This window comes from Pseudomonas sp. R2-37-08W, assembly GCF_003851705.1.
GTDB lineage: Bacteria > Pseudomonadota > Gammaproteobacteria > Pseudomonadales > Pseudomonadaceae > Aquipseudomonas.
This window is the reverse complement of the sequence record NZ_CP027728.1, coordinates 2,655,673-2,679,646: the sequence shown is the minus strand read 5'-3', so window position 1 is coordinate 2,679,646 and position 23,974 is coordinate 2,655,673. Positions and strand designations below refer to the sequence as shown.

Here is a 23,974-nt window from a genome sequence, read left to right as displayed (position 1 = left end):
AGCAAGCCCCCTCCCACATTGGACTTGCTTTGTCTGACACCCCTCATACAAGTACAAGAGACCCCGCAATGTTCGACATCCTCTGGCAACCTTCCCCGGAACGCATCGCCAACACGCGCATGGACCAGTTCCGCCGCTACATCAATGCGCATCACAACCTGCAGCTGGGCGACTACCCCGCGCTGCACCAGTGGAGCATCGACCAGCGCCCGGATTTCTGGAAGGCCATCGTGGCGTTCTTCGAGGTGCAATTTCGCAGCCCGCCCAGCACCACGTTGATCGAGAGCGCCGACATGCCCAGCGCCCAGTGGTTTCCCGGCGCTACCCTGAACTTCGCCGAGCACTTGCTGCGCCGTCGCGACGATCACCCGGCGGTGGTTGCCATCAGTGAAGACGGCCAGCGTGAGCAATTGAGCTACGCGCAATTGGCCGAACATGTCGCCGGCCTGCAAAACAGCCTGCGCTTGGCCGGTGTTGGTGTGGGTGACCGTGTGGCGGCGTGCATGCCCAATACCTGGCAAACCCTGGTCGGCATGCTCGCCACCACCAGCCTCGGGGCAATCTGGTCGTGCTCTTCACCGGACTTCGGCACCCAAGGCGTGATCGACCGTTTCGGCCAGATCGAGCCCAAGGTGCTGATCACTTGCGCCGGTTATCGCTATGCCGGCAAGACCCTCGACCAGAGCGCCAAGCTCAATGAAATCCTCGCACGGCTGCCGTCCCTGGAACTGTTGATCATCGTGCCCTATGCCCGCCCTCAGGCGCAGGTCACGGATTACCGCACGCCCGCGCGCGTCGCACTGTGGCGCGACTTCTACCAACCCGGCGGCACGCCCGAGTTCGTCGCGGTGCCGTTCGATCACCCGCTGTATATCCTCTATTCCAGCGGCACCACCGGCGTGCCCAAGTGCATCATTCACGGCACCGGCGGCGTCCTGCTCACCCATCTCAAGGAACATGGCCTGCATGCCGACCTGTCCCGTGAAGACTGCCTGTTCTACTACACCACCTGCGGCTGGATGATGTGGAACTGGCTGGTGTCGGTGCTGGCCCTGGGCGCCACGGCGGTGCTGTATGACGGTTCTCCGTTTCATCCGGGCCCGCAACGCTTGATCGACCTGATCGACGCCGAACGCATCAGCGTGTTCGGCACCAGCCCCAAGTTCCTCGCCACCCTGGAAAAGGCCGGCCTGCAACCGCGCCTCAGCCATGATTTGCGCAGCCTCAAAGGGTTGATCTCCACCGGGTCGCCGCTGTCGCCCCAGAGCTACGACTACGTGTACCGCGAGATCAAGGCCGAGCTGTGCCTGTCATCGATGTCCGGCGGCACCGATATTGTCTCCTGCTTCGTGATTGGTAACCCGGTGTTGCCGGTGCGCCGTGGCGAAATGCAGTGCAAGAGCCTGGCGATGGCTATCGAAGTGTGGGACGAGCAGGGCCGCCCACTGGTCGGCGAGAAAGGCGAATTGGTGTGTACCCGGCATTTCCCGGCGATGCCCATCGGGCTGTGGAACGACCCGCAGCAGCAGAAGTTGCGGGCCTCGTATTTCAGCCAGTTCCCCGGCGTGTGGGCCCAGGGCGATTACGCCGAGCAACGTCCCAACGGCAGCCTGCTGATTCATGGCCGCTCCGATGCGGTGCTCAACCCTGGCGGCGTGCGCATCGGCACCGCCGAGATCTATCGCCAGGTGGAAAAAGTCACGCAGGTGCTGGAAAGCCTCGCCATCGGCCAGCGCTGGCAAGACGACGTGCGCGTGGTGCTGTTTGTGCGCCTGGCTGAAGGTGTCCAGTTGGATGAGGCGCTGGAGCAGCAAATCCGCCAGGTGATCCGCGCCAACACCACACCGCGCCACGTGCCGGCGAAAATCCTCGCGGTCGCCGATATCCCGCGCACCATCAGCGGCAAGATCGTCGAATTGGCGGTGCGCAATGTGGTGCATGGGGAACCGGTGAAAAACACCGATGCGCTGGCCAACCCCGAGGCCCTCGAACACTTTCGCGACCGCCCTGAGCTGGCGTGACAGATGAAAGGCTTCAGCCCTGATACGGCGTTTTGCAGAAAACCCGGCAATGCGTGCTATTTTTCGAGGTAGCCACCCGTCGTTGTCTCTTGGAATAATGGGTGTTGTCATTTTTCAAAGCGTGATACGCAAGGCTTTTTCATGAATGGAACATCCACCGGTAGCGAAGCCGCAGCAATGATCGAGCGGCTGGACTGGGCGCAAAGCCCCCTCGGTGAGGCCAATGATTGGCCGCAAAGTCTGCGCACCGCCGTGGATATCGTGGTGCATTCGCCCATGCCGATGCTGCTGCTCTGGGGCGAGCAGCTCACCCAGCTGTATAACGATGGTTTCGCCCGGCTGGCCGGCAACAAGCACCCCGGCGCCCTGGGCCAGCCGGTGCACGCGACCTGGCCGGAGCTGCAAAGCTTCGCCGCGCCGGTCTACGACGCGGTGCTCAGCGGCCAAGTGCGCACCTTCAGCGAGCAGCGCTTCGTGCTGCAGCGCAACCAGCGCGACACTGAAATCTGGCTTGACCTGACCTACAGCCCAGTGCGCGATGAAAGCGGCCGCGTGGCCGGCATCCTGGTCACGGCCATCGAAACCAACGAGCGGCGCCGCCAAGCCCTCGAACTGCAACAGCGCTCCGAAGACAGCCTCAAGGCCCAGCACAACACCGAGCAACGACTGCAACTGGCCCTGGCGGCGACCGACGCGGTAGGCACCTGGGACTGGGACATCGGCGAAGACCGGTTTATCGCCGACGCACATTTCGCTTACCTGCACGGCGTCGACCCCGATGACGCCGGCCTGCTGCCCATCAGCGCCTACCTGCTCGGCGTGCATCCCGAAGACCGTGGCACGGTCACGCGCAGCATCAAGCATTGCATCACCTTCGGCACCGAATACGCCGAGGAATACCGCCTGCTGCAAGCCGACGGCCAGGTACGCTGGGTGTTTGCCCGTGGCCGCTGCTACAAGGACCCGCAAGGCCGCCCCGCCCGTTTCCTCGGTGCCGCACTGGACCTCACCGAGCGCAAGCACACCGAGCAGGCGCTGCGTCAAAGCCAGACCGAACTGCAACTGATCATCAACGCCATGCCGGTGCTGATCGGCTATGTCGACCACGAGCAATGCTTTCGCTTGAACAACAGCGCCTACCTCGACTGGTACGGCAAGACGCCTCAGGAACTGTACGGCAAGACCATTCGCGAAGTGCTGGGCGACGAGGTGTACGCCGGGCGCGCAGACAAGATCGCCGCCGCGCTCAACGGCAAGGCGTGCAGCTTCATGACCGTCACGCCGCATCGCGACGGGCGGCCGCGCCATGCGTTGATGAAGTACCTGCCGCGCTTCTGCACTGACGGCTCGGTGAACGGTTTCTACATCTTTGTGATCGACGAGACCGAACGCAAACTCACTGAAGAAGCCCTGCGCCACCTCAACGAAAACCTCGAAGAGCGCGTGGCCCAGCGCACCCAGGCGCTGGCCGAGGCCAACCAGCGCCTGCACAACGAAATGTTCGAGCGCGAGCGGGCTGAAGACGCGCTGCGCCACGCGCAGAAAATGGAAGCCGTGGGCCAGCTCACCGGCGGTATCGCCCACGACTTCAACAATATGCTCACCGGCATCATCGGCAGCCTCGACCTGATGCAACGCTACATTGCCGCCGGCCGCAGCGAAGACATCGGCCGCTTTGCCGATGCCGCCGTGGCCTCCGCCCACCGCGCCGCCGCCCTCACCCACCGGCTGCTGGCGTTCTCGCGGCGCCAGTCGCTGGATAAGCGCCCCACCGATCCCAACCAGTTGGTGGCGTCCCTGGAAGATCTGTTCCGCCGCACCAAGGGCGCGCATATCACGCTCACCGTGCAGCTTGGCAAAGACATCTGGCCGGTGAACACCGACGCCAGCCAACTGGAAAATGCGCTGCTCAACCTGGTAATCAATGCCCGTGACGCCATGCCCGACGGCGGTGAACTGCTGATCGAAACCGCCAACAGCTATCTGGACGGCACCGATATCACCACCCTGGAGCCGGTCAAGGCCGGCGACTACGTGATGCTCGGCGTGCGCGACAACGGCAGCGGCATGGCGCCGAAAATTCTCGCCAAAGCCTTCGACCCGTTTTTCACCACCAAACCCATCGGCCAGGGCACCGGCCTGGGCTTGTCGATGATCTACGGCTTTGCCCAGCAATCGGGGGGCCACGTGACTATCCAGAGCGAACCGGGCCAGGGCACCTGCGTGCGCCTGTACCTGCCGCGCCTGCACGGCACTGCGCTGGAAAGCAGCCTGCCCGCCAGCCTGGCCGAAGCGCCGCTGGCCCTGGCCGGCGAAGCGGTGGTGGTGGTCGAGGACGACCCGGCGGTGCGCATGCTGGTGGTCAATTTGCTCGATGAACTGGGTTACACCGCGCACCAGGCAGCAGACGCGCGCACCGCGCTGCCGTTGCTGGAATCGGATTTACGCGTCGACCTGCTGGTGACCGACGTCGGCCTGCCGGGCATGAACGGCCGGCAACTGGCGGAAATCGCCCGCCAGCACCGGCCGGGGCTGCGCGTGCTGTTCATGACCGGCTACGCCGAAAAAGCCGCCGAGCGCCAGGGCTTTCTGGAGCACGGCATGGACATGGTGGCCAAGCCGTTTTCCATTGACCTGCTGGCGACCAAAATCCGCAGCATGATCGGCGTCGATGCCTGAGTTCAGGCATAATCGCGCGCCGTCGCACACCTGGTAGAGATCGATGAAAGCCCAAGCCCGTCATATCCTGGTGAAAACCAGCGAAGAAGCCGAACAGCTCAAGCAGCGCATTGCCAAGGGCGAAGCCTTTGATGTGCTGGCCAAGAAGTACTCCACTTGCCCGTCGGGCAAGCGCGGCGGTGATCTGGGTGAAGTGCGGCCAGGGCAGATGGTTGGGGCCATTGATGCAGTGATCTTCAAGAAACCGCTGCGGGTGGTGCATGGGCCGGTCAAGAGCAAGTTTGGTTATCACTTGGTGCAGGTGTTTTACCGGGATTGATGGGTTGGCTTTACACCGTTATCGGGGGCAAGCCCCCTCCCACATTCAACTGCATTCTTTCAGTTAAAACGCGGTTAACTGTGGGAGGGGGCTTGCTCCCGATCCGCCGCAGGCGGCCATTCACCTGGGTATCAAAGCACCCGGCACCTGAATCACCCGGCTGGCCAACCGATGCCCAGCCAAAGCAGCCTGCTCCGGCGAACCGCCCTTGAGCCGACCGGCCAAATACGCCGCACTGAACGAATCCCCCGCTGCCGTGGTGTCCACTACCTTCTCCACCTTCAACGCCGGCACGGCAAAGCGCTCGCCGACGCAGCGGATCAAACAGTCATCCGCGCCGCGCTTGAGCACCACCTCCTCAATCATCGGGTAGGCCGCAAACACCTGCTCGCTGTCGGCATAACCGAACAACGCGCGCTCGTCGTCCTCGGTGAGCAAGGCGATATCCACCTCGGCCAACACGCGGTGATACGCCGCGCGGGCCGCCTCGATGTTCGCCCACAGACGCGGCCGGTAGTTGTTGTCGAATACGACCTTACCGCCGCGACGCCGGGTTTCGATCAGACTTTCGAGTAAACGCTCACGCCCGATTTCCCCCAGCACCGCCAGGGTGATGCCGCTGAAATACACCCAGTCATAGCCCGGCAGGGCTGCCAGGATCGGCTCGGCGGCCGGCGTGGTAAAACAGTCGCGCACAGCCGCTTCGTTGCGCCAGTAGAGGAATTTGCGCTCGCCGTTGGCGTCGGTCTGGATGCAATACAAACCCGGCAAACGCCCGGCCAGGCGCTGGACCATGCCCAGTCCGAGGCCTTCATCGGCCCACTGTTGGCACATGGCATCGCTGAAACTGTCATCGCCCAGGGCGGTGACGTAATCGACAGTGCCGAAGTCGCCCAGCTCGCGGCGCAGGTACACCGCCGCGTTCAGGGTGTCGCCGCCGAAGCTCTGGTGCAGGCTGCCGTCGGCGCGGTGTTGCAGTTCGATCATGCATTCGCCGATCAGGGCGATGCGCGGTTTAGTGGTCATGGCTGCTGTCTCGGTGGGGCTGATGGACTCATCGGGGGCAAGCCCCCTCCCACATTTGGAATGCATTCCCCTGTGGGAGGGGGCTTGCCCCCGATAGGCGCGACTCGGTCTAGAAGCAGGTGCGCACGGACTCGATCACCCGCAGTTGTTCATCCACCAGGCAACCCACCTGCCACTTGTCGAAGGTCAGGCATGGATGGGAAGTACCAAACGAAATGATGTCGCCAATGCGCAGTTCAACCCCCGGCGCCACGGTCATGAACGCGTGTTGGTCCATCACGGCGGTCACCTGGCACGCGCTCACATCGTCGCCCTCTGCCGGTAGAATTCCGGCCTTGTAGCGCTTGAGCGGCACCGGCAGACCGGCGTCATAGGCTACATCGCGCTTGCCCAGGGCGATCACCGCAAAGCCCGGTTCCGGCAACGACTGCACATGGGCCCAGACTTCCAGCGCCGGGCGCAGGCCTTCGTCGAGGTCGCTGCGACGGTCAAGCACACAGCATTGCGCGTCTTTGTAGATGCCATGGTCGTGGGCCACGTAGCTGCCGGGGCGCAGGACGCTGAGGAAGCGGCCGGCGGCATTCTGCGCCTCAAACGATTCGGCAATCAGGTCATACCAGGCCGAACCCGACGCCGTCACGATTGGGGTGGGCAGGTCGAAATAGCCATTGTCTTGCAGGTCTACCGCCTGGCGCACCAGGCTGGCCGCGAACGCGCGAATGCCGCTGATCGCCTCATCGCCATGGATCACACCTTCATAGCCTTCAATACCGGTAAGGGCCAGGGCCGGCTGGGCCTTGATCGCCTCTGCCAGCTCGCGCACTTGCTGCTCGCTGCGGCAACCGCAACGGCCACCGACCACGCCGTACTCGATCATCACGTTCAGGCGCAGACCACGGGCGGCGAAGAACAGGCCCAGGTCAGCAACGTTGTCCGGATGGTCGACCATGCAGTGAAAATCGAAATCCGGGTCGGCCAGCAGGTCGGCGATCAGCGCCATGTTCGGCGCGCCAACCAGTTGGTTGGCCATCAGCACACGGCGCACCCCGCCGGCGTAGGCGGCGCGGGTCTGCACCGCAGTGGCCAGGGTAATGCCCCAGGCGCCCTGGGCGAGTTGACGCTGAAACAGCGCCGGCATCATGCTGGTCTTGCCGTGTGGCGCCAACTGCGCGCCGCTGTCACTGACGAATTGCTGCATCCAGCGAATGTTGTGTTCCAGGGCCTCGCGGTGCAGCACCAAGGCCGGCAGGCTGACATCGCGCACCAGGTGAGCGCCAACTGCGGCGGCGCCTTTTTCAACGGCATTGAAGGCAGACATGGGTAATTCCTATTCGTTGATGCGCCGGGCCAGGTTATTGGCGCTGTCGATCAGCACCCGGCGATAGTCGTGATAGTTTTTGCTCGCATCGGCCCGCGGGGCGACGATGCACAGCGTCGCAATGCTGACGCCCTGCGCGTCGCGCACCGGGGCGGCAAAGCAGTGGGTAAAGGTGTCGGCGACGCTGTCGAAGGAGAAGAACCCGTCGAGGGTGGCCTGGCGGATCTGCGCCAGGAAGGTCTCCAGGGGCAGGCGCAGGCCATCCGGCAGGATGAAATCGTCGGGATCGATCAAGTCGATGATTTGCCGGTCGCTCAAATGCCCGAGCAGCAGGCGCCCGGAGGCGGTCCAGGGGATCGGCGCGTTTTCGCCGATATCCGAGGAAATACGAAAATGCCGCTGGCCTTCGCGCATCAGCGCCACCGTGTACTTGCGCCCGTTGAGCAGGCACATCTGCGCGGTTTCGTGGGTCTGGCTGACGATCTCCTGCAAGGCGTGGTCGGCCTCGCGGGTCAGGTCGAAGTGGCGCAGATGCGCCTGGCCGAGGAAGTACAGCTGGCGTCCGAGGTAGACGTGACCGTCCTTGCCCACGGTTTCCAGGATGCGCCGTTCGAGCAGCGAGGCGACCAGTTCGTAGACCGTGGACTTGGGGCTGCCGATGCCGCTGGCGATGTCATTCGGGCGCAGTGGCTGGCCGATTTCCTTGAGAAAATCGAGGATATCGAACGCACGGTCCAGGCCTTTGGCGCGGCGTTTGATGGTGTCTTCGGTCATGGCAGTTCCAGTCCGGTCATAGGTTTGTGCTGCACTGTGAACCCCTGTGGGAGGGGGCTTGCTCCCGATTGCAGTGTGTCAGTCCATATATCTGTTGCTGGTAAACCGCTATCGGGAGCAAGCCCCCTCCCACATTGGAACGGCTATGGTCTTGAGAGTGGGGCCAATTTAGCCTTTTTTCTTGTAGGCCACGCAATCGATCTCCACCTTGCAGTCCACCATCATGTTGGCCTGCACACAGGCGCGCGCCGGGGCGTGTTCCGGGGTGAAGTATTCGCCGAAGACTTTGTTGAAACTCCAGAAATCCCGTGGGTCTTCCAGCCATACGCCGACGCGCACCACGTCTTTCAATTCGTAGCCGGCCTCTTCCAGAATTGCCACCACGTTGCGCATCGTCTGACGGGTTTGTTCGATGATCCCGCCATTGATGATTTCACCGTCCACCGCCGGCACCTGGCCCGACACATACAACCAACCATCGGCTTCCACCGCGCGGGCGAAAGGACGTGGCTGGCCGCCGCCGGCGGTGCTGCCGGTACCGTAACGAGTAATGCTCATAAAATAGCTCCTGATTAAAAACGAATGCTCTTGAGAAATTCCGCCAGACGCGGTGACTGCGGCCGCTCGAAGATGTCCTTCGACGAGCCTTGCTCTTCGATGCGACCCTGGTTCATGAAGACGATCTTGTCCGAGACCTCATAGGCAAAGCGCATTTCGTGGGTGACCAGCAACATGGTCATGCCCTCCTCCGCCAATCCCTTGATTACGCTGAGCACTTCGCCCACCAGCTCCGGGTCGAGGGCCGAGGTGACTTCGTCGAACAGCATCAGGCTGGGGTTCATGGCAATGGCCCGGGCAATCGCCACGCGCTGTTGTTGGCCGCCGGACAACTGGCCGGGAAAGTGATTGCGACGTTCCAGAAGTCCCACACGGTCGAGCCATTTTTCCGCGAGCGACACGGCCTCGTCCTTAGGCATTTTCTTAACTTTCAACAAACCCAGGGTCACGTTCTGCAAGGCGGTCAGATGCGGGAACAGGTTGAACTGCTGAAACGCCATGCCGGTCATGGCGCGGTGCTGGGCGATCACCCGCTCGGGGTGACGCACGCGCTTGCCGGCCACGTCGCTATAGCCGATGGACGCGCCATCGAGGGTAATCTGCCCGCCCTGGAATTCTTCCAGCAGGTTGACGCAACGCAACAGGGTGGTCTTGCCCGAGCCGCTGGAACCGATCAAGGTCACCACGTTGCCACGCTGCAGGCTCAGGTCGACGCCCTTGAGCACTTCAACGTCTCCGTATTGCTTGCGCAGGCCACGAATGTTCAGCAACGGTTCGATTGTTTGAGGTTGATTCATGGCAAGGCCACCCGCTTTTCAATGTAGCGCCCGAATAACTCGATGGCGTAGTTGATGACAAAGAACATGAAGCCTGCGAACAGGTAGAACTCCAGGGTCATGAAGGTGCGCGCAATGACTTGCTGGGTGCTCAGCAGCAGCTCGGCCACGCCGATCACCGAGAGCAAGGTCGAGGCCTTGACGATTTCCGTGGAGGAATTGACCCAGGTCGGCAGGATCTGCCGCAGCGCCTGGGGCAACAGCACGTAGCCCAGGGACTGGTAGAACGTCAGGCCAATTGCCTTGCCCGCTTCCAGTTGCCCACGGGGGATGGCCTGCAGCGCACCGCGCACGATTTCCGCGACGTGGGAGCCACAGAACAGCGTGAGCCCGACCGCGCCGGCCTGGAACGCACTGATTTGCCAACCGAGCGCCGGCAGCATGTAGAAACACGCCAGCACCAGCACGAATACCGGCGTGCCACGAATCAGGTCGACATACAGGCGAAACGGCGCACGCATCCAGAACTTGCCATAGGTCAGCACCAGCCCGGCGAAGATACCGATCAGGGTGCCGAAGATAATCGCCAGCGCCGAGCAGTAAATGCTGGTCTGGAACCCGGCCCACAGCGTCTCCCGGGCGATCCACAGTTCATGCAGCCAGCTAGGGGATTCGTACATGGAAAACCCTCCTTAACGACGGATCGCCAGACGCTGTTCCAGGTAACGGAGCAGCATGGCAATGAGGTAACAGGCGGCCACGTAGAGCGCCGTCGTCACCAGCCAGGTTTCGATCACCCGGTAGCTTTCGACGTTGATCTTGCGGGCGTAATAAGTCAGCTCCGGCACCGCAATCGCAGCGGCCAGGGAGGTGTCCTTGAACAGCGAGATAAAGTTGTTCGACAGCGCCGGCAGCACGTTGCGCAGCATCACCGGCACGGTGATATACGCGCGTATACGCCACTCACCCAGGCCGATCGCCAATCCGGCTTCGCGCAAGCCCTTGGGAATGTTCAACAGCCCGGCGCGGAACACTTCGGTCAGATAAGCCCCGGCGTACAGCGACAAGGTGATGATGAACGAGGGGATTTTATCCAGGCGGATCCCCAGCGACGGCAAGGCAAAATAGATCAACAGGATCAGCACCAGGATCGGCGTATTGCGAACCACTGTCACATACACCGAAGCGAACACACGCAACGCCCGGTGCCTGGACAGCATGGCAAACGCCATCAGCAGGCCGATCACGCAGCCGATGGCGATCGACAGCAAAGCCAACTGCAGGCCCAGGCCGAGCCCCGCCAGCAAGGTGTCGAAATCACGCCATACGGCGGCAAAGTTCAACTGATAGTTCATGGTCGGCAGTACCTGAGTGGGGCGCCGTCAAGCACGCCCCGATTGTTCTGGATCACTTGAATTCCACAGGAAAACCAATCGCCGGCTCTGGCAGGTCCACGCCGAACCATTGCTTGAACGACGCCTTGTAGGCGGGGAATTCAACGCCGGTCATGGCCTCATGCAGCGCGGTATTGACGAAGTTCAGCCAGTCCTGGTCGCCACGCTTGACCGCGCACGCGTAGGTCTGCGGGCTCCAGGCGTAGGCCGGGCTGCGGTAGCGGCCGGGGTTTTGCACCATCAGGTATTTGACCGAAGACTGATCGGTGGCGGCGGCATCGGCGCGACCAGAGTTCACGGCCTGGTACATCAGGTCGACGCTGTCGTACTGATCGACCTTGGCCTTGGGCAGCGCCTGATGGACCAATTCTTCGGCATACACGTTCTGCAGCACGGCCACGGTGACACCATCGCCGGCCGCCTGCAGGTCTTCGATTTCCTTGTACTTGCTGTTGTTCGGCAGCAGCAGGCCCACGCCTTCGCGGTAATACGGCAGGGTGAAGGCCACTTGCTGCGCACGGCTGGCGGTGACGGTGATGAACTGGCAGCTCATGTCGACCTTGTCGGTCAGCAGATTGGGAATACGCGCGTCGGAAGACTGCACCACGTACTCGACCTTGCTCGGGTCGTTGAACAAGCCCTTGGCCACGATGCGGCCGATGTCGATATCAAACCCCTGCAACTTGCCATCCGCTCCCTGGAAGTGCCACGGCGCATTGGTACTGCCTGTACCCACGATGAGGTGCCCACGCTTGAGCACATCATCGAGCTTGCTGTCCGCTGCCTGCGCGAGGCTGGCAACGGTAGCCGATGCGGCGAAGAGAAAAACACACGCTTTGAACACGGAAGGTCGGTGATGCATGACAAGCACTCCAGGAGTTGTGTATTCCGCTATACCGGAACTTAGTATGTAACAACGGAATAGACAGCAGAAAGTGTGCCATAGGCGTGGTAAGAAAAATATGCTGTAGGAAAACTCTATCGGTATCAGTGAGATAGTCATCAATGCCGTAAGGGCGTCGCGCCATTACTTTGCGGTGCACTGCTACGCATGACCTCACACAGTGTTACTGCGCACCAACACTGGGCAAATGGAAGATTCAATGTGATGCGCTAGCCTGTAGGAGCGAGGCGGGCGGCTAGCCCTTGCTCGCGAAGAACGCCCAGCCACCCGGTAGAAGCAGGCTGCCCGCGTTATCGTTGACGATTTTCGCGAGCAAGCTCGCTCCTACAAGGATCCCGCCCTGATGAAGCTTAGCCTTAGCCTGTTGATCATTGGCACGTTGCTGGCCGGCAACGCCCTGGCCAGCAACGACCGCCGCGACTGCAAGGAAGAATTGCAAAAACTCAAGGAAGCCTTCGACACCAACTACACCAGCCAGAACCACCATGACTACCGCGACGCCAAAGCGGCCCGAGACAATGAGGAATACCGCAAGTGCGCAAGCCAGGCGCGCAAGGCACGGGAACGGCTGGAGCGTGGGCCGGACCTGTGAAGGTTGACAGTAGACGCGGGTGAGCCAGCGGCTTAGCGTTGCCACACACCCACGCTAGCGGCAGGAGATCACCATGGGCGCAGCCACGCGAACAATTTCCAGCGCCAAGGACTTCCAGCGCGTGCTGAACACACCGCGCCCGGTCTTCATCCTGTTCGTTTCAGAGCACTGCCCTGCCTGCGCCAGCGCAGTCCCGTTATTCGAACAGGTTGCCTGGCAACATCCGTGGATCGTGCGCATGGTGCTCGATTGCGCGCACACCCCAAGGCACCCTGACGTTACCGGTACGCCAACGCTGCTGGTCTACGAGCGCGGCAACAGGGTGGAACTGCACAAGGGTTTCGGCCCCGTGGAGGAGCAACAGCAGTTCGTGCACGCGCTATTCATGCGCTTTGACCGGAGCAAGGCCGCAAAACCACCTGGGTCACCCGCCGCTCTTCAACCGCAGCCACCGTTAATCGCCAGCCCTCATATTCCAGGCTATCGCCCACCACAGGCAGACGATCGAGCAGGCTCATCAGCAGGCCAGCCAGCGTTTGATAATCCTCGGTAGCCGCCGCCTTGAAGCCCGTGCGCTGACCGACCTGGCTCAGATTCAAGGCGCCACTGGCGCGAAATCCGTCACCCTCCTCGACGATATCCGGCCCCTCGATTTCGCTGGCGTCCGGCAATTCACCGGCGATGGACTCGAGGATGTCGGTCATGCTCAACACCCCCATGAAGTCGCCGAATTCGTTGATCACAAAGGCGATGTGGGTGGATTCCTGACGCATCTGCTCCAGGGCATTGAGGATCGAAAAGCTCTCCAGCAGGTTGATCGCCCGACGCGCCAGATGCTCAAGGTTCGGCTCGTTGCCGGCCAGATACTCCTTGAGCAATTCCTTTTTGTGCACAAAGCCCAGGGGCTCATCCACCGCTCCGTTACGGATCAACGGCAGTCGCGAGTAGGACGAATGCATCAATTTGAGGCGAATACTCTCGGGATCGTCCGCCAGGTCGATAAAGTCAACCTTGGCCCGTGGCGTCATCATCGTGCGGATCGGCCGTTCGGCCAGTTGCAGCACACCGCTGATCATCACCCGTTCGCGTCGGTCGAACAGCGGGCCTTGCGCAGTATCCACCTCGCCCAGCAGGTCGGCGACCTCTTCACCCACCTCTTCCACCGCCAGGCTGCGACCGCCGAGCAAGCGCATCACTGCGTGGGCCGTACGCTCGCGCACTGGTAATACGCCTTGGGCCGATTTCTTGCGCCGCGAACGGGCGATCTGGTTGAACACTTCAATCAGGATCGAGAAGCCGATCGCCGCGTACAGGTAGCCTTTGGGAATATGGAAGCCCAGGCCTTCGGCAGTCAGCGCAAAGCCGATCATCATCAGGAAGCCCAGGCAGAGCATGATCACGGTCGGGTGTGCGTTGACGAAGCGGGTCAGCGGCTTGCTCGCCACGATCATCAGGCCGATGGACACGATCACCGCGATCATCATCACCGCCAGCTCATCGACCATGCCCACGGCGGTAATCACCGCATCGAGGGAGAACACCGCGTCGAGCACCACGATCTGCGCCACGATCGGCCAGAACATTGCGTAAGCCACATTGCCCTTATGCTGGGCCACATGCCCTTCCAGGCGCTCATGCAACTCCATGGTGGCCTTGAACAACAGGAACACACCGCCGAACAGCATAATCAGGTCACGGCCGGAGAAGCTTTTGTCGAACACTTCGAACAGCGGCTGGGTCAGCGTCACCAACCAGGAAATACTTGCCAGCAGGCCCAGGCGCATCAGCAGGGCCAGGGACAAGCCGATCAGCCGCGCACGGTCGCGCTGCTCCGGCGGCAGCTTGTCCGCCAGGATCGCGATAAACACCAGGTTGTCGATACCCAGCACCAGTTCCAGCACAATCAAGGTCGCCAGGCCGAGCCAGGCCGTTGGATCCGCTAACCATTCCATTTATAGAGTCTCTGTATTCAAGAATGCCGGGCACGGCAAAGCGCGGTCAATGGACCGGGACAAGGTTAGTCGATGCAATATGGGGTGCTTGGGCGGGGGTCTTGGGGAAAGACGACTGGGAGGCTCCGAGAGGGTGTTCATGCAAGTCCTGAGGTAACGAAAGGACTTGAATCCTACAGCCCAAATACGATTTGCCTACAATGCAAAACTATTACAAAACCTGTCCTAAAAACTCACACAAAACCCATGTGGGAGTGGGCTTGCTCCCGATGGCGGTGTGCCAGTGAGCGCATCTGTCAAGATCGTGCCCACGCTCCCGCGTGGGAATGCAGCCCGTGACGCTCTGCGTCACCGGACGTTGGCGGGACGCGGAGCGTCCCGAGCGGCGTTACCACGCGGAGCGTGGGAACGATCAATCGGGGGCAAGCCCCTCCCACATTTTGATCTGCGGCGTGTCAGGATTTTCGGGTGGCATCATCCAGCGCGAGGATGGTGTGAGCATTGGTGACGGTCGTTGCCAGGGTATTGATCACCCCCGATCGCAACGCCCCCAAGGTCGCTGCCGCCTTCGTATTCTCACTGGCAATCGCCACCACGTCCGGAATGCGGAACAGTTCCTGCACCGTCAGGCCGATGACCCGCCCCTGGATGGCGTTGACCGCCGGCTGGCCGTGGATATCGATAAAGTCGTAACCCATCATGTCGCCCACCGTGCCGGACAAGCGTGCCTGGGCGATTTCCTGGGGCGAGAACCAGCCCATGCGCACCATGTTGCTGTTTTCGCTCATGTCGCCGATGCCGATCAAGGCAATATCGGCGCGGCGCGCGCGGTCCAGGGTCGAGCGCACCGTGTCGTTATTGATCAACACACCGCGCAGTTCCGGGTTGGCCACCAGCGCCGGGGCGTACAGGCTTTCACTTTCACCGCCAAAGCGCAGGGCCAGGCGCCGGCAGATATGGTCGGGGTTCATGTACTCGCCGGCCTTGAGCGAACCGCCGATGGCGCAGACAAACGTGCAGTTGCGCGTCACTGGCAGAAAGACGTTGTCAGCCACCGCGCCGACGTTACGCCCCATGCCCACCGCGACGATCATGCCGTCGCCCAGGGTTTTATTCAGGTAATTGGCCACCAGGCTGGCGACGGCCGAGCGCTGGGTGTCCGGGTCGCTGTGATCGACCGCGATCAACGCGCGATCCAGCTTGAAGCGCTCGACCAGCGCCCGCTCCAGCTCGTTGTTCATCGCCGGGTGCTGCAACACCCGCACCTCGACAATGCCTTCATCGCGTGCCCGCTTGAGCAAGCGGCTGACCTTGGCCCGCGACAGGTCGAAGCGCTTGGCGATAGCCTCCTGAGTGACGTTCTCGAGGTAATAGAGCATCGCCACTTCGGTCATCTGATCGATATCGCTGGCCATGCGCTGGCTACTGTCACTCATGGGGACGGGCTTCCGTTTCGGCGTCAAAGGCGCATTCTCCCGACTCTTGCCCCGCGCCGTCCACTATTGATGCCCATCGCGCTCGATCGCATTGATGCGCTCGACCTTGGCCCCCGAGCGCGCAGCCTCGAACTCCGAGGCCAGGAACGCGGTGACGACGCTCTTGGCCAGTTCAATGCCGATGACCCGCGCGCCGATGGACAGGATCTGCGCATCGTTGCTCTTGCGCGCACGCTCGGCCGAGTAGGTGTCGTGGGCCTGGGCCGCACGAATGCCGAACACTTTGTTGGCGGAAATAGCCATGCCGATCCCGGTGCCACAAACCAGCACGCCGAGACGCTGCTGCCCAGCGGTGATGGCATTGGCCACCGCCAGAGCAATGTCCGGGTACAGCACCGGAGCGGTGGAATGCGTGCCGAAATCGGTCACCGGGTAACCCAGCGCTTCGATATGCCGCTTCAACAATTCCTTGAGCTCAAAGCCCGCTTCATCGCATCCGATAGCCACCGGGAAAGGTGTGTTCATGGCGTCTGGCTCCGCTGCCGTCATCGTACTTACGACTGATCATATGATCACTCAATGAAATTTCGCTCAGGCATTTCTCGGGCATATGGGCTGATCTGTCAAGCTCGTTTTTATTCAGGCTCCCGCTAATGCGGCATTAAAAGCCAATACCACCACGCAAGATGAGAATCATCGCTTTCAAGTGAAAGAGATTGACTGATCAGAATTTCATTTGGTACACATATGCTCACAGCGAAACATGACTGTGCGACCTAATAAGAATTAACAGCACGAGGACACGCCGATGGCCACGCCATTACTGCTCCAGGCTGAACACGTCGCCAAGGCTTACGCCGGGGTCCCTGCCCTGCGTGACGGGCGCCTCTCTCTGCGGGCCGGCAGCGTGCATGCCCTGTGTGGCGGCAACGGCGCCGGCAAGTCGACCTTCCTGAGTATCCTGATGGGCATCACCCCGCGCGACGCCGGCAGTATCCTGCTCAATGGCGTTGCCGTGCAGTTCAACCGCCCGAGCGAAGCCTTGGCGGCGGGGATCGCGATGATCACCCAGGAGCTGGAACCCATTCCCTACATGAGCGTCGCCGAAAATATCTGGCTGGGCCGCGAACCGCGCCGCGCCGGCTGCATTGTCGACAGCAAGGCCCTCAACCGCCGCACCCGCGAGCTACTCGAAGGCCTGGAGTTCGACGTCGACCCCACCAGCCCCATGCACCGCTTGAGCGTGGCGCAGATCCAACTGGTGGAAATCGCCAAGGCGTTCAGCCATGACTGCCAGGTGATGATCATGGACGAACCCACCTCGGCCATCGGCGAGCGCGAGGCAGAAACCCTGTTCAAGGCGATTCGCCGCCTCACTGCACGCGGCGCGGGCATTGTGTACGTGTCGCACCGCCTGAGCGAGTTGGCGCAGATCGCCGACGACTACAGCATCTTTCGCGACGGCGCCTTTGTGGAAAGCGGACGCATGGCCGATATCGACCGCAACCACCTGGTGCGCGGCATCGTCGGCCAGGAGCTGACGCGGATCGACCACAAGGTCGGCCGTGAGTGCGCCGCCGCCACCTGCCTGCAAGTCGACAACCTGAGCCGCAACGGCGAATTTCACGACATCAGCCTGCAACTGCGCCAGGGCGAAATCCTCGGCATCTACGGCCTGATGGGTTCGGGGCGCAGCGAATTCCTCAATTGCATCTACGGCCTGACCACGCCGGACTCCGGCAGCGTCACCCTGCAAGGCAAGCCCATGCCTGTCGGGCTGCCCAAGGCGACCATCAACGCCGGCATGTCGCTGGTCACCGAAGACCGCAAGGACAGCGGCCTGGTGCTCACCGGCAGCATTCTTTCCAATATTGCGCTGTCGGCTTACAAGCGCTTGTCGAGCTGGTCGCTGATCAACGCACGCAAGGAAACCCAATTGGCTGAAAACATGGTCAAGCGCCTGCAGATCAAGACCAGTTCCCTGGACCTGCCGGTGGCCTCCATGAGCGGTGGCAACCAGCAGAAAGTGGTGCTCGCCAAATGCTTGTCCACCGAACCGATCTGCCTGCTCTGCGATGAACCGACCCGGGGCATCGATGAAGGCGCCAAGCAAGAGATCTACCACTTGCTCGACCAGTTCGTACGCGCCGGGGGCGCGGCCATCGTGGTGTCGTCGGAAGCCCCGGAGCTGCTGCACTTGAGCGATCGCATCGCCGTCTTCAAGGGCGGCCGGCTGGTGACCATCAGCAGCGACACCGCCCTTTCCCAGGAAGCCTTGTTGAGTCTTGCCTCATGAATGCCAAAACGATTGTTGCGCCCGTTACCGCCGCACCGCGCAACCGCGTGCGCCTGTCCCTCGACCGCTTCGGCCTGCCGCTGGTGTTTATCTTGCTGTGCGTGGTGATGGCGTTTTCCAGCGAGTACTTCATGACCTGGCGCAATTGGATGGACATCCTGCGCCAGACCTCCATCAACGGCATCCTTGCCGTGGGCATGACCTATGTGATCCTGACCAAGGGCATTGACCTCTCGGTGGGCTCGATCCTGGCGTTTGCCGGGCTGTGCAGCGCCATGGTCGCGACCCAGGGCTATGGCCTGCTGGCGGCGGTCAGCGCGGGGATGTTCGCTGGGGCGATGCTCGGCGTGGTCAACGGCTTCATGGTCGCCAACCTGTCGATCCCGCCGTTCGTGGCCACCCTCGGCATGCTCAGCATTGCCCGCGGCATGACCTTCATCCTCAACGACGGCAGCCCGATCACCGACCTGCCTGACGCCTACCTGGCGCTGGGCATCGGCAAGATCGGCCCGATTGGCGTGCCGATCATCATCTTCGCAGTGGTCGCACTGATCTTCTGGATGGTGCTGCGCTACACCACGTACGGGCGCTATGTGTACGCGGTGGGCGGCAATGAAAAAAGCGCGCGCACCTCCGGTATCGGTGTGCGCAAGGTGCTGTTCTCGGTGTATGTGGTGTCGGGCCTGCTGGCGGGACTGGCCGGCGTGGTGCTGTCGGCGCGCACCACCTCCGCCCTGCCCCAGGCCGGGGTTTCCTATGAGCTGGATGCGATTGCCGCCGTGGTGATCGGGGGTACCAGCCTGTCGGGCGGTACCGGCAGCATCGTCGGCACATTGTTCGGCGCGCTGTTGATCGGCGTGATCAACAACGGGCTGAACCTGCTCGGCGTGTCCTCCTATTACCAGCAGGTCGCCAAGGGCCTGATCATCGTGTTTGCAGTACTGATCGACGTGTGGCGCAAGAAAAAACGCTAGAGAACGACCCACAACAATAACCGGAGTTCTACTTATGAAACTGGGTACCACCTTGGCCGCTGCGGCGACCTTTACCCTGCTGGCCAGCAGTATCGCCCTGGCCGCCGATGGCAAAACCTACAAGATCGGCGCCGCCGTCTACGGCCTCAAGGGCCAGTTCATGCAGAACTGGGTCCGCGAGCTCAAGGAACACCCTGCGGTCAAGGACGGCACCGTGCAATTGACCGTGTTCGACGGCAACTACGACGCGCTGACGCAGAACAACCAGATCGAAAACATGGTGACCCAGCGCTACGACGCCATCCTGTTCGTACCCATCGACACCAAGGCCGGCGTCGGCACGGTGAAAGCCGCCATGAGCAACGACGTGGTGGTCATCGCCTCCAATACGAAAGTAGCCGATGCCAACGTGCCGTATGTGGGTAACGACGATGTCGAAGGCGGCCGCCTGCAGGCCCAGGCCATGGTCGACAAGCTCAATGGCAAGGGCAACGTGGTGATCATCCAGGGCCCGATTGGCCAGTCGGCACAGATCGACCGGGAAAAGGGCGAACTGGAAGTGCTGGGCAAACACCCGGACATCAAGATCATCGAGAAAAAAACCGCCAACTGGGACCGCGCCCAGGCGCTGACCCTTACCGAAGACTGGCTGAACGCTCACCCCAAAGGCATCAATGGCGTCATCGCCCAGAACGACGACATGGCCCTCGGTGCGGTACAGGCGTTGAAGTCCCATGGGCTGACTTCCAAGGACGTGCCCGTCACCTCCATCGACGGCATGCCGGATGCGATCCAGGCGGCGAAAAAAGACGAAGTCACCACCTTCCTCCAGGATGCCCAGGCCCAGTCCCAGGGTGCGCTGGACGTGGCGTTGCGCGCATTGGCCGGCAAGGACTACAAGCCGCAATCGGTGATCTGGGCGCGCTACGGCAACGACGTGAAATGGGGGGATGGCACGGCCAAGAACTACATCCTGCCATGGGTGCCGGTCACGAATGCCAACGCCGATGCGCTGTACAAGCAGGTCAGTGGCGGTAAGTAGTTATTGACTTGAAATGCAGTCAACTGTGGGAGGGGGCTTGCTCCCGATAGCGGTGTGTCAGTCGCCTGATTTATCACTGTTACACCGCCATCGGGAGCAAGCCCCCTCCCACATTGGATCTCCAGCGTTATTGAAAGAGGAGTCATTCATGTCAGGTTTCTGGAACCAAGCCTTCGACCTCAGCGGCCGTTGCGCCGTGATCACCGGGGGCGCCGCCGGCATCGGCCTGGCCTGCGCCACCCTGCTGGCGGAACGTGGTGCACGCGTGGCGCTGCTGGACCGCGACCCGGCAGTGGTCGAGGTGGCCGCCCGCCTCGGTGCCGGGCATCTGGGCATTGCCGTCGACCTCGGCCAGATCGGCCAGATACAACCCACCATCGATCACGTTTTCGAACACTTCCAACGCCTGGATTACCTGGTCAACAGCGCCGGCGTGGTGTTGCTGGACAAGGCCGTCGAGGTCAGCGAAAGCGCCTGGGACACCACCCTGGATATCAACCTCAAGGCCAGCTTCTTCGTGGCCCAGGCCTGCGCCCGCCACATGCTGGCCCAGGGCAGCGGGCGCATCGTCAACCTCGCCTCCCAGGCTGCCGTGATCGGCCTGGACCGCCACGTCGCCTACTGCGCGAGCAAGGCCGCCATTGTCGGCATGACCAAGGTATTGGCCATGGAGTGGGCGCCGCAGATCAACGTCAACGCCATCTCCCCTACCATCGTCGAGACCGCCCTGGGCAAGCAAGCCTGGGCCGGAGCAGTGGGCGAACGGGCCAAGGCGCAGATCCCGGCGGGACGTTTCGCCCAGCCCGAGGAGATCGCCGGGCTGGCGCTGTACCTGCTCAGCGATGCCGCGCAGATGATCACCGGCGCCAATATGCTGATCGACGGCGGCTACAGCATTCAGTAATTCATCTTTATGTCGTGAGGGTTTGTCATGTCCACCGTTACCGAACGCAGTGCTGAACAACTCGCTCCAGTCATCCCGAAAACCATGCAGGCCGTGGTGTGCCATGGCCCGGAAGACTACCGCCTGGAAACCGTCGACGTGCCCACACCCGGGCCTGATGAAATTCTCACCAAGGTCGAGCTGTGCGGCATCTGCATGGGCGACATCAAGACCTATCGCGGCGCGCCGTCGTTCTGGGGCGATGCCGAGCAACCGCGCTACGTGAAACCGCCGATGATCCCCGGGCATGAATTCGTGTGCCGTGTGGTTGCCCTTGGCCCTGGCGCGAAAAAACGCGGCGTGGCGGTCGGTGAGCGGGTGATTTCCGAGCAGATCGTGCCGTGCTGGGGCTGCCGGTTCTGCAACCACGGCCAATACTGGATGTGCCAGAAGCATGACCTCTACGGCTTCCAGAACAATGTGCAGGGCGCCATGGCCCAGTACATGATTTTCACCAAGGAAGGCATCATCCATAAGGTGCCGGAATCCATCGCCCCGGATGAAGCGATCCTGATCGAACCCCTGGCCTGCTCGCTGCACGCGGCGGAACGCGCCGATGTCGACCACGACGACATCGTCGTGGTCGCCGGGGCCGGCACTCTGGGCCTGGGCATCATCGGCGCGGTGCGTTTGCGCAACCCGAAAAAACTCATCGTGCTGGACATGAAACCCGAACGCGCCGCCCTGGCCCTGCGCATGGGCGCCGATGAAGTATGGAACCCGGCCGAAGTCGATGTGCTGGCGAAAATCCGCGCGATCACCGATGGCTACGGCTGCGACATCTATATCGAAGCCACCGGGCACCACAAGGCAGTGAACCAGGGCCTGGCGATGCTGCGCAAATTGGGACGTTTTGTTGAATTCAGCGTGTTCAATGATGAAGCCACGGTGGATTGGTCGATCATCGGCGACCGCAAGGAGCTCGATATTCTCGGCTCACACCTGGGGCCGTATATGTACCCGCGCGCCATCGATTTTATCGGCAGCCGCAAGATAGACATGCGCGATGTGGTAACCCACAAGTTTGCGCTGGCGGATTTCAAGGAAGCGTTTGCGGTGATGGAGCGTGGCGACAAGTCGCTCAAGGTGGTACTTGAGCCTTAAGCACACCACAGATCCATGTGGGAGGGGCGGTGCGACGATTCGACTTGCCCCCGATGGCGGTGTGACAGTCAGCACATCTATTACTGAACCACCGCTATCGGGAGCAAGCCCCCTCCCACACCGGATAGCGGTGAACCAATAAAAAAACAGGAACCCGCGTTATGAATCGAGTCATCAACGATCCGGACCAAGTGGTCGAAGACATGCTGCGCGGCGTCCTGGTCGCGCACCCTGAACTGCGCCAGTACGAAGCCAACCCACGGGTCATCGTCAAGGCCAAACCCTCGGCCCAGGGCCGTGTCGGCATCGTCACCGGCGGTGGCTCCGGGCATGAACCGGCCTTTCTCGGCTACGTCGGCCCGGGCCTGGTGGATGCGGTGGCGGTCGGTGAGATTTTCTCCTCGCCTACCGCCAAGAGCTTTTTCGACGCCTTCCGCGCCGCCGACCATGGCGCGGGCGTGGCCTGCCTGTACGGCAACTACGCGGGTGACAACATGAACGTGAAGCTGGCGATGAAAATGGCCGCCAGCAAAGACATGCGTATTCGCACCGTGGTCGCCAACGACGACGTCGCCTCCGCGCCCCAGGCGGAAATCGCCAAGCGTCGTGGGGTGGCCGGGGAAATCTTCATGTGGAAGATCGGCGGAGCCGCCGCCGCCCAGCATTACGACCTGGACGGCGTGATTCGCGTCGCGCAGAAAACCGTCGACCACTGTCGCTCGATCGGCATCGGCCTCACGCCCTGCACCATCGCCGCAGTGGGCAAGCCGAACTTCCAGATCCCCGACGGCCAGATGGAACTGGGCATCGGCCATCATGGCGAACCGGGCATCGAAGTGATTCCCATCGAATCCGCCGCCGCCATGGCCGAGCGCATGCTCGCCCCCATCCTCGCAGACCGCGACTTCAGCCAGGACGACAGCGTGGTGGTGCTGGTCTCCGGTCTCGGCGCCACGCCGGTGATGGAACTGTACGTGTTCTATGCCGAGGTGGAACGCCAGCTCACGGCCAAGGGTTTGAAGATTCACCGCTGCTATGTCGGCAACTACTTCACCTCCCTGGAAATGATGGGCGTAACCCTGACCCTGCTCGGCCTGGACGCGGAGCTGAAAACCCTGATCGACCAACCCTGCCGTTCCATCGGCATGACCCAGGCGGAGTGAACCATGAGTGAGCATTTTTCCAGCCACGACGGCAGCGCCATCGTCGCCGACCTGGTCAGCGTGATCGTGGCCAACCGTGACTACCTCAGCGAAATCGACGGTGCGATTGGCGACGGTGACCACGGCATCAACATGGCCAAGGGCTTCGCCCATTGTGGGCGCGCGCTTGAAGGTCGCCAACTGACCCTGGCGGCAGCCTTGGACGAACTGACCCTGAGCCTGATGGAGGGCATCGGCGGCTCGATGGGCCCGCTGTATGGCAGCCTGTTTATCGGCATGGCCGACGAAGTGCGCGGCAGTGAAGACATTGACGCCGCCACCTTCGCCCGCTTGCTGCGCGGCGGCCTGACGTCGTTGCAGGACATTACCGAGGCGGGTGTGGGTGACAAGTGTTTGATGGACACCCTGATTCCGGCGGTGCAAGCCTTTGAGCGAGCGCATGCCGATGGGGCTTCGTTCAATACGGCGCTGGAAGCAATGAAGAGCGCTGCTTCCCAGGGGCGTGATTCGACCAGGGACCTGGTGGCGAAGATCGGTAGGGCCAGCCGCCTGGGTGAACGATCGCTCGGGGCGCTGGATGCTGGGGCGGTGTCGTGCTGCCTGATACTCACGCGGCTGGCGGATTCCATCCAGCCCCGCTTGGCCTGACCGGTGATCGTTCCCACGCTCCGCGTGGGAATACAGCCCTGGACGCTCCGCGTCC

At 62.0% G+C, this 23,974-nt stretch carries 22 protein-coding genes and 1 pseudogene; 12 read left to right on the top strand and 11 right to left on the bottom strand.

Annotation, left to right across the window (positions count from 1 at the left end; translation table 11 throughout):
- Nucleotides 1-68 precede the first annotated feature (68 nt).
- From C4J93_RS12375 to C4J93_RS12365, 3 genes are all read left to right on the top strand, one after another.
- A complete protein-coding gene (locus tag C4J93_RS12375) occupies nucleotides 69-2,021 on the top strand; it encodes an acetoacetate--CoA ligase (RefSeq protein ID WP_124429463.1) in 1,953 nt (650 codons plus the stop codon).
- A 141-nt stretch (nucleotides 2,022-2,162) separates the two neighbouring features.
- Nucleotides 2,163-4,700, top strand: a complete 2,538-nt coding sequence (locus tag C4J93_RS12370) for a PAS domain-containing sensor histidine kinase (RefSeq protein WP_124429462.1) — start codon at nucleotides 2,163-2,165, stop codon at nucleotides 4,698-4,700.
- A gap of 43 nt (nucleotides 4,701-4,743) precedes the next feature.
- Nucleotides 4,744-5,019: a peptidylprolyl isomerase gene (locus tag C4J93_RS12365; RefSeq protein WP_124362615.1), complete on the top strand. Its 276-nt coding sequence runs from the start codon at nucleotides 4,744-4,746 to the stop codon at nucleotides 5,017-5,019.
- Nucleotides 5,020-5,139: 120 nt separating this feature from the next.
- Here C4J93_RS12365 and C4J93_RS12360 read toward each other — a convergent pair whose 3' ends face one another.
- The 8 genes from C4J93_RS12360 to C4J93_RS12325 form a co-directional block, all read right to left on the bottom strand.
- Complete coding sequence (locus C4J93_RS12360) at nucleotides 5,140-6,045, bottom strand: sugar kinase (protein ID WP_124429461.1); 906 nt, start codon at nucleotides 6,043-6,045, stop codon at nucleotides 5,140-5,142.
- Nucleotides 6,046-6,154: 109 nt separating this feature from the next.
- The gene (locus C4J93_RS12355; protein ID WP_124429460.1) at nucleotides 6,155-7,363 is read right to left on the bottom strand and encodes an amino acid deaminase; all 1,209 of its coding nucleotides are present in this window, start codon (nucleotides 7,361-7,363) and stop codon (nucleotides 6,155-6,157) included.
- A 9-nt stretch (nucleotides 7,364-7,372) separates the two neighbouring features.
- Nucleotides 7,373-8,137: an IclR family transcriptional regulator gene (locus tag C4J93_RS12350; protein ID WP_124429459.1), complete on the bottom strand. Its 765-nt coding sequence runs from the start codon at nucleotides 8,135-8,137 to the stop codon at nucleotides 7,373-7,375.
- A 168-nt stretch (nucleotides 8,138-8,305) separates the two neighbouring features.
- Nucleotides 8,306-8,695, bottom strand: coding sequence for a RidA family protein (locus C4J93_RS12345; protein ID WP_032896881.1), 390 nt, complete (start codon nucleotides 8,693-8,695; stop codon nucleotides 8,306-8,308).
- A gap of 14 nt (nucleotides 8,696-8,709) precedes the next feature.
- A complete protein-coding gene (locus C4J93_RS12340) occupies nucleotides 8,710-9,492 on the bottom strand; it encodes an amino acid ABC transporter ATP-binding protein (RefSeq protein WP_124362611.1) in 783 nt (260 codons plus the stop codon).
- Nucleotides 9,489-10,151 carry an amino acid ABC transporter permease gene (locus tag C4J93_RS12335; protein ID WP_124366828.1) on the bottom strand — a complete coding sequence of 221 codons (663 nt, stop codon included), beginning with the start codon at nucleotides 10,149-10,151 and terminating at the stop codon, nucleotides 9,489-9,491. Before C4J93_RS12335 ends, C4J93_RS12340 begins: the two co-directional genes overlap by 4 nt.
- A gap of 12 nt (nucleotides 10,152-10,163) precedes the next feature.
- On the bottom strand, nucleotides 10,164-10,826 hold the full coding sequence (locus tag C4J93_RS12330; protein ID WP_124362609.1) for an amino acid ABC transporter permease: 663 nt from the start codon (nucleotides 10,824-10,826) through the stop codon (nucleotides 10,164-10,166).
- Between the two features lie 52 nt (nucleotides 10,827-10,878).
- Nucleotides 10,879-11,727: a transporter substrate-binding domain-containing protein gene (locus tag C4J93_RS12325; protein ID WP_124362608.1), complete on the bottom strand. Its 849-nt coding sequence runs from the start codon at nucleotides 11,725-11,727 to the stop codon at nucleotides 10,879-10,881.
- 385 nt (nucleotides 11,728-12,112) lie between these two features.
- Between C4J93_RS12325 and C4J93_RS12315 the strand changes: the two genes are divergently transcribed.
- Both C4J93_RS12315 and C4J93_RS12310 read left to right on the top strand, forming a co-directional pair.
- On the top strand, nucleotides 12,113-12,361 hold the full coding sequence (locus C4J93_RS12315; RefSeq protein WP_124362606.1) for a hypothetical protein: 249 nt from the start codon (nucleotides 12,113-12,115) through the stop codon (nucleotides 12,359-12,361).
- Between the two features lie 73 nt (nucleotides 12,362-12,434).
- Nucleotides 12,435-12,671, top strand: a pseudogene (locus tag C4J93_RS12310) (thioredoxin family protein); the annotation flags it as partial.
- Nucleotides 12,672-12,744: 73 nt separating this feature from the next.
- Here the strand turns inward: C4J93_RS12310 and C4J93_RS12305 are convergent.
- From C4J93_RS12305 to rpiB, 3 genes are all read right to left on the bottom strand, one after another.
- Nucleotides 12,745-14,313: a TerC family protein gene (locus C4J93_RS12305; RefSeq protein ID WP_124429457.1), complete on the bottom strand. Its 1,569-nt coding sequence runs from the start codon at nucleotides 14,311-14,313 to the stop codon at nucleotides 12,745-12,747.
- 455 nt (nucleotides 14,314-14,768) lie between these two features.
- Nucleotides 14,769-15,749: a sugar-binding transcriptional regulator gene (locus tag C4J93_RS12295; RefSeq protein WP_124362603.1), complete on the bottom strand. Its 981-nt coding sequence runs from the start codon at nucleotides 15,747-15,749 to the stop codon at nucleotides 14,769-14,771.
- Nucleotides 15,750-15,812: 63 nt separating this feature from the next.
- Nucleotides 15,813-16,274 (bottom strand): ribose 5-phosphate isomerase B, encoded by a 462-nt coding sequence (gene rpiB, locus C4J93_RS12290; protein ID WP_124414546.1) that lies wholly within the window; start codon nucleotides 16,272-16,274, stop codon nucleotides 15,813-15,815.
- Nucleotides 16,275-16,557: 283 nt separating this feature from the next.
- Here rpiB and C4J93_RS12285 point away from each other — a divergent pair, with 283 nt between their 5' ends.
- From C4J93_RS12285 to dhaL, 7 genes are all read left to right on the top strand, one after another.
- Nucleotides 16,558-18,045 carry a sugar ABC transporter ATP-binding protein gene (locus C4J93_RS12285; RefSeq protein ID WP_124370514.1) on the top strand — a complete coding sequence of 496 codons (1,488 nt, stop codon included), beginning with the start codon at nucleotides 16,558-16,560 and terminating at the stop codon, nucleotides 18,043-18,045.
- Nucleotides 18,042-19,019 carry an ABC transporter permease gene (locus tag C4J93_RS12280; RefSeq protein WP_124429455.1) on the top strand — a complete coding sequence of 326 codons (978 nt, stop codon included), beginning with the start codon at nucleotides 18,042-18,044 and terminating at the stop codon, nucleotides 19,017-19,019. Before C4J93_RS12285 ends, C4J93_RS12280 begins: the two co-directional genes overlap by 4 nt.
- A 34-nt stretch (nucleotides 19,020-19,053) precedes the next feature.
- On the top strand, nucleotides 19,054-20,061 hold the full coding sequence (locus C4J93_RS12275) for a substrate-binding domain-containing protein (RefSeq protein WP_124366823.1): 1,008 nt from the start codon (nucleotides 19,054-19,056) through the stop codon (nucleotides 20,059-20,061).
- A 148-nt stretch (nucleotides 20,062-20,209) separates the two neighbouring features.
- Nucleotides 20,210-20,965 (top strand): SDR family oxidoreductase, encoded by a 756-nt coding sequence (locus C4J93_RS12270; protein ID WP_124429454.1) that lies wholly within the window; start codon nucleotides 20,210-20,212, stop codon nucleotides 20,963-20,965.
- 27 nt (nucleotides 20,966-20,992) lie between these two features.
- Nucleotides 20,993-22,108 carry a zinc-binding dehydrogenase gene (locus C4J93_RS12265; RefSeq protein ID WP_124429453.1) on the top strand — a complete coding sequence of 372 codons (1,116 nt, stop codon included), beginning with the start codon at nucleotides 20,993-20,995 and terminating at the stop codon, nucleotides 22,106-22,108.
- A gap of 161 nt (nucleotides 22,109-22,269) precedes the next feature.
- On the top strand, nucleotides 22,270-23,271 hold the full coding sequence (locus tag C4J93_RS12260) for a dihydroxyacetone kinase subunit DhaK (RefSeq protein ID WP_124429452.1): 1,002 nt from the start codon (nucleotides 22,270-22,272) through the stop codon (nucleotides 23,269-23,271).
- 3 nt (nucleotides 23,272-23,274) lie between these two features.
- Nucleotides 23,275-23,919 carry a dihydroxyacetone kinase subunit DhaL gene (gene dhaL / locus C4J93_RS12255; RefSeq protein WP_124429451.1) on the top strand — a complete coding sequence of 215 codons (645 nt, stop codon included), beginning with the start codon at nucleotides 23,275-23,277 and terminating at the stop codon, nucleotides 23,917-23,919.
- Nucleotides 23,920-23,974 lie beyond the last annotated feature (55 nt).